The sequence below is a fragment of the Bradyrhizobium sp. WSM4873 genome, from assembly GCF_055811355.1.
Genome location: NZ_JBVVPS010000088.1, coordinates 1 through 1,774, shown reverse-complemented (window position 1 = coordinate 1,774; position 1,774 = coordinate 1). Strand labels below are relative to the sequence as shown.

Below are 1,774 nucleotides of genomic sequence, written 5' to 3'. Positions count from 1 at the left end.
GTACGCCTCCGATGGGGGCCGTCTTGCGTGAGGGGTGGTAATTCGCGAAGCGTGTGACCTTAAGTCTAGCTTTAAGGTCATCAGGCGATGCGGGTCGAGGTTTTGGGCGGGCTGGAGCGGCGGCGGCGTTGGTCGCAGGACGACAAGGCACGGATTGTCGAGGAGACGCTGGCACCGGGCGCGAAGGTAACTGAGGTTGCGCGGCGCAACGGAGTAGCGGCCAGCCTGGTGTTTACCTGGCGTCGACAAGCACGGACATCGGAACAAGTTGTACCATCTTTTACGCCGGTGCAGATCGCCGCCGTAGCGGCCTCGACTGAAGAAACTGCGAAGCTTTTGCCTACGGTTGATGGCCGAGTTCGCTCGGCGGCAGCCGCACGTACTGGATTGATAGAGATCGATCTCGGCAACCGACGGTGCATCCGGGTGGATGCGCACGTCGATCCGGAGGCGCTGGCGCGGGTCCTCGATGTGCTTGGACGCCGATGATTGCTGTACCAGGGAATGTGCGAGTGTGGCTGGCGACAGGCTATACGGATATGCGCAGAGGCTTTCCGTCGCTGGCCCTCCAAGTGCAGGAGGTGCTGCACAAAGAACCGCTCAGCGGTCATTTGTTTGTCTTCCGCGGTCGCCGCAGCGATCTTGTGAAGGTGATCTGGCACGATGGTCAGGGAGCCTGCTTGTTCACAAAAAAACTCGAGAGAGGAAAGTTTATCTGGCCATCGGTTGCCGGTGAAGCGGTAACGATCTCGCTGGCGCAGTTGAGCTATCTGCTGTCCGGGATCGATTGGCGCAATCCGCAAGAAACCCAGCGGCCGACGCGGGTCGGATAATCGTTTTGGGTTTGAATCTGATGCTCGATCTGATTCAATGGCGTCATGACATCGAAGCCGGACGATCTTCCGTCGGATCTCGCGAGAGCCTACCTTGCTCTGCTGACCGAGCGCGAGGCGTTGCAGGCTGAACGCGATGTGGCAGTCGCGGATGCCGCCAACGCGCGGGCGGAGCTGTCGGACAGCGAGGTGCTGATCGCTCATCTTGAGCTACGGATCGAGAAGCTTAAACGCGAACTGCACGGGCAGCGCTCCGAGCGCACGGCGCGGTTACTCGAGCAGTTGGAATTGGAGCTCGAAGAACTCGCCACAACGGCGACCGAGAATGAGCTTGCCGCGCAGGCCGCAGCAGCGAAGACGCAGAACGTTCGCCCCTTCATGCGCAAGCGGCCGGTTCGCCAGCCATGGCCGGACGACATCGAACACGAGCGCGTCGTCATTGAGGCTCCAACGAGCTGCGCCTGCTGCGGTGGATCTCGGCTGGCGAAGGTCGGAGAGGATGTGACCAAGACGCTGGAGGAGATCCCGCGTCGCTTCAAGGTGATCGAGACGGTACGCGAGAAGTTCACCTGCCGCGATTGCGAGAAGATCAGCCAGCCGCCGGCACCGTTCCATGCCACGCCGCGCGGCTTCATCGGTCCGCAATTGCTGGCGACAATGCTGTTCGACAAGTTCGGCATGCATATCCCGCTCAATCGCCAGAGCGTGCGCTTCAAGGCTGAGCGGATCGACCTGCCGCTGTCGACGCTGGCCGACCAGGTCGGCCGCGGAACCTTCGCCGTCATGCCGCTGTTCCAGCTGATCGAGCGTCATGTGCTCGCGGCCGAGCGCCTTCATGGCGACGACACCACCATCCGCATCCTGGCGAAGGGCAAGTGCACGACCGGCCGGATATGGACCTATGTGCGGGATGACCGGCCGTTCGCCGGGCCTGCGCCGCC

3 protein-coding genes are annotated in these 1,774 nt (G+C 62.1%); all 3 read left to right on the top strand.

Translation table 11 applies throughout. The features are described from left to right. The first annotated feature begins 87 nt into the window (after positions 1-87). Positions 88-489: an IS66-like element accessory protein TnpA gene (tnpA, locus tag AC0L21_RS37820; protein WP_473267055.1), complete on the top strand. Its 402-nt coding sequence runs from the start codon at positions 88-90 to the stop codon at positions 487-489. Positions 490-512: 23 nt separating this feature from the next. Continuing rightward, complete coding sequence (gene tnpB, locus AC0L21_RS37815; protein ID WP_425304745.1) at positions 513-833, top strand: IS66 family insertion sequence element accessory protein TnpB; 321 nt, start codon at positions 513-515, stop codon at positions 831-833. Positions 834-878: 45 nt separating this feature from the next. Next, positions 879-1,774, top strand: an 896-nt coding sequence (tnpC, locus tag AC0L21_RS37810; protein ID WP_473267052.1) for an IS66 family transposase, incomplete at its 3' end; no start/stop codon positions are given.

Excerpts from the sequence above, each read along its gene's own strand:
- tnpA (WP_473267055.1), top strand. The coding sequence starts at position 88 with ATGCGGGTCGAGGTTTTGGGCGGGCTGGAGCGGCGGCGGCGTTGGTCG.